Annotated in this window: 5 protein-coding genes and 1 pseudogene; all 6 read right to left on the reverse strand. The window is 65.0% G+C overall.

Annotated elements, in window-relative coordinates:
• On the reverse strand, positions 1–1,356 hold a 1,356-nt coding region (locus tag WBF82_RS21495; protein ID WP_424384952.1), incomplete at its 3' end, for a flavin-containing monooxygenase.
• Entirely contained in the window at positions 1,353–2,081 is a 729-nt protein-coding gene (locus tag WBF82_RS21500) for an SDR family NAD(P)-dependent oxidoreductase (RefSeq protein WP_424384953.1), read from the reverse strand. The genes WBF82_RS21500 and WBF82_RS21495, both read right to left, overlap by 4 nt.
• Positions 2,078–2,830 (reverse strand): HpcH/HpaI aldolase family protein, encoded by a 753-nt coding sequence (locus WBF82_RS21505; protein WP_424384954.1) that lies wholly within the window; start codon positions 2,828–2,830, stop codon positions 2,078–2,080. The genes WBF82_RS21500 and WBF82_RS21505 overlap by 4 nt, the downstream gene beginning before the upstream one ends.
• Complete coding sequence (locus WBF82_RS21510) at positions 2,827–3,807, reverse strand: zinc-binding dehydrogenase (RefSeq protein WP_424384955.1); 981 nt, start codon at positions 3,805–3,807, stop codon at positions 2,827–2,829. The genes WBF82_RS21505 and WBF82_RS21510 overlap by 4 nt, the downstream gene beginning before the upstream one ends.
• Before the next feature lies 1 nt (position 3,808).
• Positions 3,809–5,023: a cytochrome P450 gene (locus WBF82_RS21515; protein WP_424384956.1), complete on the reverse strand. Its 1,215-nt coding sequence runs from the start codon at positions 5,021–5,023 to the stop codon at positions 3,809–3,811.
• 11 nt (positions 5,024–5,034) lie between these two features.
• Positions 5,035–5,424, reverse strand: a pseudogene (locus WBF82_RS21520) (NIPSNAP family protein); the annotation flags it as partial.

Here is a 5,424-nt window from a genome sequence, read left to right on the forward strand (position 1 = left end):
AGCGCGAAAGTAGTTGCTGCACTGGGTTGTCCACACGGTGCCCTGCATCCACTGGTCGATCTTGGTGATGAAGTCCGCCATCGCCGACGGGCGCACCGCTACATACGGCTTGCCTTTGCGCCGCAGATATCGCAGCGCCCGAACGATGTAGCGCGCCTGCGCTTCGAGCACGAAGATCACGCTGTTGGAGCCCACGTTGGTGTTGGGTCCATACAGCATGAAGAAGTTCGGAAACCCGGGCACGGCCATGCCCAGATACGCATGTGCCCCGTCTCGCCACACATCGCCTAACGTGACCCCGCCCTCGCCGGTCACCTCGATCTCGCCAAGGTAGTCGGCTGCGGCGTAACCGGTTGCGCACACCACCACGTCGACGTCACGTTCAGTGCCGTCTTGCATCACCAGCGATCGCGCTCGCAGATACCGTGCCGGGCTGGTCAGCACCTCGACATTCGGCTCCGTCAACGCAGTCAGATACTCCGAGGAAAACACCAAGCGCTTACACCCCATCGGGTGCTCCGGCGTCAGCTTGCGGCGTAGCTGCTCATCAGAAACCGAACTCTCCAGCAGGCGTAGGGCGATCGCGGTGAACTCCCGGGTCTTCTCGCCGCCGTGCTCGATCACCGAGATATTTGCCTCGCTACGCAGCCATAGCCGGGTCCGATAGAACTTTTTCGCGAACGGCACATGCGCGAACAGCCAACGCTCCCGTCGGCTGTAGGGTCGATCCGGTTTGGGCAATATCCACGTCGGCGACCGCTGCACCGAGTACAGCTGGCCCGCGACCTTCGCCAGCTCGGGCACCAGCTGCGAGGCCGTCGATCCGGTTCCCAACACCGCGACCCGCGCACCGGCGAGGTCGACCGAATGATCCCACCGCGACGAGTGCATCACCGTGCCGGTGAACGGTTCCTGTTCGACCAGTTCGGGCAACACCGGCTGGGTGAACAGCCCGACGGCAGAGACCACCACGTTGAATTCGTGATGTTCACCCGCGGCGGTCGTCAGCTGCCACCGCTGTGCACGCTCATCCCATCGTGCGGAGCGGATTTCAGTGCGGAGCCGCAGATGTGGTTGCAGGCGTCGCTCTTCGACGCAGCGCGCGAAGTACTCCAGAATCTCCGGCTGCGGCGACCACAGCCGCGACCAGTGCGGGTTCAGGTCAAACGAGTACGAGTACAGATGCGACTTGACGTCGCAGGCCAGCCCGGGATAGGTGTTGATCCGCCACGTCCCACCGACCCCGTCTTCCCGATCGAAGATGGTGAAGTCACGAAAGCCTGCTCGTGCCAACAAAATTCCCAACGCGATGCCGCCGGGACCAGCACCGATGATGCCGACTGACAGTCCCCTCATTGAATTTTCAGGCACTGGCCACCGTCGATGACGAGTTCGGAGCCGGAGATGAATGACGCCTGGTCGGAAACCAGGAAGGCAACCGCGTCGGCGACCTCGGAGGGCTGGCCGAGCCGACCCGATACCGATGTCACCACCAGCCGGGCCTGGGTCTCGGCGTCAAGCATCGGCGTCGCGATCGGTCCGGGAAATACAGCGTTGACGCGGATGCCCTCCGGCGCGAGTTCAGCCGCGACGGCCTGGGTCAGGCCGCGCAGCGCCCATTTCGACGATCCGTAGGCGGTGTTTTTCGGGAACGGGCGGATGGCGCTGGTGCTGCAGGTGTTGACGATCGCCGCGCCGTCGGCGTCGCGCAGCTGATCGAGCGCGGCACGGATACCCAGGAAGGCGCCCAGACAATTGACCCGCCAGGCCTTTTCGAATCCTTCGGCCGACTCGTCGGCGATCGAGGCGCGGTGCAGCACACCGGCGTTGTTGACCAGGCAGGTCAGCGATGCGAACTTCTCGACGGTGATCGCGACGGCCTGCTGCCACTCCGCGGGTGAGGTCACGTCGAGCGGAACCGCGATCACCCCGTCATCACCGAGGCGTTCGACCGCGTCAATGAGCTCGTCGGCGATGATGTCGCAGGCCGCGACCAAAAACCCGTCGGCGCGTAGCCGTTGCGTGATAGCCCAGCCCTGGCCGCGAGCGGCGCCGGTTACCAGGGCGACGCGTTGAGTCACTGGCCGGTCGCTTCCGTGAGGGCTGCCGCGGCACCGCGTCGCAATGCTTGGGATTCCGACCCGAGCGTGATCATCTGAAAACCCAGTTGGGCCATGGCTTGACCGACTTTGCCGTCGCCGGCATGAATACCGGCCACTAGCCCTGCTGCTGACGCGACACGGCGGATGTCGGCAATCGCATCGCGCACAGCGGGGTGAGCGGTCGCCTTGGTGACCTCGACGCCCATCGAGACCGCCAGATCGGCGGGTCCCACGTAGATTCCGGAAAGCCCGGGCACCGCGCATATTTCACTGACATCCGCGAGCGCCGCCGCGGTTTCGATCATCGCAAACACGCTGACCCGCGCCTCGAGCACGGCGGTGTCGTAGCCGAGGCTGGCTCGCAGCGGGCCGAAGCTTCGCACACCGGCGGGCGGGTATCGAGTCGCTGCGACCGCGGCGGCTGCCTGGTCGGCCGACTCGATCATCGCGACGATGATGGCGTCGGCGCCCGCGTCGAGCACCCGTCCGATCGGCGCCGGGTCGGCAGCGGGCAGTCGCACCGCGGTGCTGATCGGCACGTGTTCGAGGCGACGCAGGATGTTGGCGATGTCGGCGTCGTCGAGGTAGCCGTGTTGGGCGTCGAAACCGACGTAGTCGTAGCCCGCGCGGGCGAATTCCTCGGGCCCGATGGCCGTCGGTCCGGTAATCCAGCCGCCCCACACGGGTTTTCCGCTGGTAAGCGCCTGCTGCAGGTGGCTCGACGTCATGCCGCACCCGATTCGGTGATCGCGATTTTCACCCGTCCGGGCACCGGGCGGCAGGCCAACTCGAAGGCGGCCTGAACCTCGTCGAGGCCGAAAGTGTGCGTCAGATACATTTCCAGCAGCCCGGGATGGTCGGCGGCGAATTTGCTCGCAAGGTCCAGCATCCGCCGGCGGTCAAGTGTCACACCGGATTTCAGTGTCAAGTTGTTGCGAAGCATGGTACGCATACTGATCGGATAGCTGTCGTCGTCGGCGACGCCGAAGTAGAAGACGGTGCCGCACGGGCCGGTGGCGTCGATCGCGTGGTTGAGGGTGGCGACCTGATGACCGACGGCTTCGATCACGATGTCCTGCCGGTCCTCCCGGGCCAGCTGACTGACCCACCGGTCGCTGGTGGCCCGCACGAATGTGTCGACACCGAACTTGTCGGCGATGCCCGCGCGGTCGACGGGGTCCACACCGGTAACATGCTGCGCGCCTGCCGCTTTCCCGACGTACGAAAACAGCAGCCCGATGGAGCCTTGGCCGATGATCGCGACACGCCGGCCCTCGAGGACGGGCAACTGCTCGACGGCGTAGAGGACGCAGGCCAACGGTTGCAAGCCGATGGCCTGCGCAGGGGTTAGCACGGGATCGTAGGGCGCCACCTGGTCTCCGTCGGTCACGACGCGCTCCATCAAACCGTCGAACGAAGACGCCCAACCCACAACGTGGTCGCCGGACCGATGTTCGGGATGACGGCTGGCGATGACTTGCCCGACAACCTCGTGGATCGGGAAGCCGTCCTTTTCGGGGCCGCTGGGTCCGTCGTCGCCCGGAAGTGGGCCGCGCACACCGCGAAAGGCCGGCATGTCGCTGCCGCAGACCCCGGCGGCCAAGAACCGCAACAGCACTTGGCGATCAGCCAGGCATTCGGGTGTCTTGTCGGGGATCGACGTCTGCTCAAACAGGTACGGCGCGACGATCCGATAGGACCACATGTCAGACCTCCACCGGCAAGCTGCTCCAGCCCCACTGGAAGCTCGACGGCGGCCGGATTGCGGACTCCTCGATGATCCGGTAATCCGGCACCCGCCGCAGCCATTCTTCGACCATGACCGCAATCTCGAGACGTGCGACGTGATAGCCCAAACAGAAGTGCTGGCCTCGGCCGAAGGCCAGCGAGCGCTGGATCGGCCGGTCCCAGACGAACTCATCGGGTTGCGGGTATTCGCGATCGTCCCGATTGGCGGACGCCAGCAGGGTGATGATCCGCTGGCCCGGTTCGATGGTGGTGTCGTGGATGGTGAACGGTTTGCGCGCCGTTCGGGCGAACCACTGTGCGGGAGCGCAGTAGCGGATCATCTCCTCGCGCGCGATCGGCACGCTGGCTTTCGCGTCTGTCCGCACGGCCGCGAGTTGGTCCGGATGTCGCAACAACTCCCACAGACCGTGGGCCACGATCTTGGGCACGGTTTCAGTGCCGCCGATGAACACGCAAAGCATCTGGGTGGCCACCTCGACGTCGTCGAGTGGGCTGTCGTCGGGCAGCCGATAGCCGAGCAGACCGTCCACCACCGGCAACGAGTGGTCTGCGGTGTTGGCGCGGCGCTGTTTGACCGACGGGATCAAGTAGTCCAGGTAGTTGGGGCGTGACTGCGCGGTGTCGACGCCGCTGCCGGGTTCGGCGAGGCTGCCCGCATTGACCGCGGCCAACACCTCGGACGCTAATTCTGTTGATATCCCTAGGAACTCACAGACCACCGACGCCGCGACAATACCGCCGTACTCCTGGGTGAGGTCGAAGCTGCCGCGCGCCAGCAAAATGTCGAGCCGCTCGTTGGCCAGTGCGCGGATCCGGGTCTCCAGTTGTGCTGCGGCTCTTGGCCGGAACGGCTTGCTGTGCGCCTGCCGGACGCTGTCGTAGATCGGCGCATCGAAGACGGCGTGAAACGGCAGCGGGTGCCACGGCGGGTCGGCGACTGGGCCGTCGTTGTGCCGCCCAAGGATGGATGCGGGCGGTAGGGTGCCCTCCGAGGCAACGAAGGTTCCGTCGTTGACCGCCAACACATCCCAGATATCGGCGAACCGTGACAGCGCGAACGTATCCCACTTGTCCAGGTAGTAGACCGGATGGTGGTCACGCAGGACCCGGTAGTAAGGCAGCGGGTCGGCCATCACCGCGGAGTCGAATGGATCGTACGAGAAGTCCTGCATCGACGCGACGTTCATTGCAGCGGTGACGGCGGCAGAGCTTGCAGGATCGAGTCTTCCCAGCCGTCGCGAAGCGCCGGGGCCACGCTCATCCAGGTGACGATCTCGGCCGGCGGGTCATCCTTCCACGACGGATAGTGCTCGGCGAAGCACCGCCAGCCACCGTCGAGCGCCCAGTAGTGGATGACCTCGTTGTAGCGGAAGGTGGTGGTGAATGACCCTAGCCAGCGCTTACCCGTGCGCTCCGACCATGGGACATAGAGTCGCTCCAGCTCACGGATGTAGTCATCTTGATGGCCCGGTTTGGTCTGCATGATCTCTTGAATCACCACGGTCGCGTTGAAATTGGCGTCGTGCAACTGGGCGAGTGTCTTGGTGCTCGGCCCCGGGTACATGATCCGTCC

The sequence above is a fragment of the Mycobacterium sp. genome (assembly GCF_049673265.1).
GTDB lineage: Bacteria > Actinomycetota > Actinomycetes > Mycobacteriales > Mycobacteriaceae > Mycobacterium.

What these genes read in the sequence shown, in the direction of transcription:
- WBF82_RS21505 (WP_424384954.1), bottom strand. Translation starts at nt 2,830, where the DNA reads ATGACGTCGAGCCACCTGCAGCAGGCGCTTACCAGCGGAAAACCCGTG.
- WBF82_RS21510 (WP_424384955.1), bottom strand. Translation starts at nt 3,807, where the DNA reads ATGTGGTCCTATCGGATCGTCGCGCCGTACCTGTTTGAGCAGACGTCG.
- WBF82_RS21515 (WP_424384956.1), bottom strand. Translation starts at nt 5,023, where the DNA reads ATGCAGGACTTCTCGTACGATCCATTCGACTCCGCGGTGATGGCCGAC.